Consider the following 1,213-nt stretch of genomic DNA (forward strand, 5'->3'; position numbering starts at 1 on the left):
GCCGGGTCCTCGCCCACGAGCACCACCGCCAGACCCGGCGTGATGCCGTGGTCCGCCTTCAGCCGCGCCACATGCGCCGCGACCTTCTCCCTCACCTGCTCCGCAAAAGCCTTGCCGTCGATGATCCGTGCCGTCACGTCGGTCTCCCTCACTCGCGCCCGAGCGCGGTCTGTTCGCGCCGGATCGACCATTCCACCAGTTCGCGCCAGATGACCTCGGCCAGAGCCGGGTCGTAGCCATCGGTCTCGGCGTTCGCGCGGGCGTTGCCGATCACCTCGTCGACGCGGTCTTCGATGCGGGCCGGCCAGCCGTTGCCCTCCTTGAGCGCCGCGGCGCGCGAGATCAGCCGCGCGCGGTGCCCGAGGAGCGCGCTCAGCGCGCGGTCGGTCACGTCGACTTCGGCCCTCAGTTCACTCATGTCGCCAAGGTCTTCGGGGTTCCGCATCGGGCCTGCTCCTTGTCTGCCGTCGCGTCCCTAATGCCGTTGCGGAACGGAATGATCAACGCCCGGACGCGGCGCTTTGAGGTCCGACTGCGGCGTTTCGCGTTCCGATGAGCGCCCGCCGGGCGCCGATCAGAACAGTCCCTCGACCTCGCCCGCGTCGTTGAGACGGATCTTCTCAGCCGCGGGGCGGCGCGGCAGTCCGGGCATGGTCATGATCTCGCCGCAGATCGCCACGACGAAGCCCGCCCCGGCCGAGAGCCGCACCTCGCGCACGGGCACGACGTGGCCCTCGGGGGCGCCGCGCAGGCCGGGATCGGTCGAGAAGGAATACTGGGTCTTGGCCATGCACACCGGCAGATGGCCGTAGCCCTGCGCCTCCCATTGGGCGAGCTGCTCGTGGATGCGCTGGTCGGCGGTCACCTCGTGGGCGTGGTAGATGCGCTCGGCCACGCATTCGATCTTCTGCCAGAGCGGCATCTGGTCGGGATAGAGCGGCGCGAACTGGGCGCGGTCGGCGTCGGCGATCTCGGCCACCCGGGTCGCCAGTCCCTCGATGCCGGCACCGCCCTCGGCCCAGTGCTTGCAGAGATGCGCCTCGGCTCCCTGCCCGGCCACGTAGGCGCACACCGCGTCGATCTCGGCCTCGGTGTCCCCGGTGAAGTGATTGATCGCCACCACCACGGGAACTCCGAAGCTCTTGAGGTTCTGGATGTGCCGCCCGAGGTTCGAGCAGCCCTCGCGCACCGCGCTGACGGTCTCGTCGCCGCG

At 70.1% G+C, this 1,213-nt stretch carries 3 protein-coding genes; all 3 read right to left on the reverse strand.

All coding sequences use genetic code 11. The features are described 5' to 3' along the window. A partial coding sequence (locus HC022_RS26980) for a tetrahydrofolate dehydrogenase/cyclohydrolase catalytic domain-containing protein (protein WP_368484859.1) occupies positions 1-137 on the reverse strand: 137 nt, incomplete at its 3' end. A gap of 11 nt (positions 138-148) precedes the next feature. Further along, on the reverse strand, positions 149-445 hold the full coding sequence (locus HC022_RS26985) for a chorismate mutase (protein WP_167454426.1): 297 nt from the start codon (positions 443-445) through the stop codon (positions 149-151). A gap of 129 nt (positions 446-574) precedes the next feature. Then, on the reverse strand, positions 575-1,213 hold a 639-nt coding region (locus HC022_RS26990), incomplete at its 5' end, for a formate--tetrahydrofolate ligase (protein WP_167454427.1).

The sequence above is a fragment of the Salipiger sp. HF18 genome (assembly GCF_011806505.1).
GTDB classification, from domain to species: domain Bacteria; phylum Pseudomonadota; class Alphaproteobacteria; order Rhodobacterales; family Rhodobacteraceae; genus Salipiger; species Salipiger thiooxidans.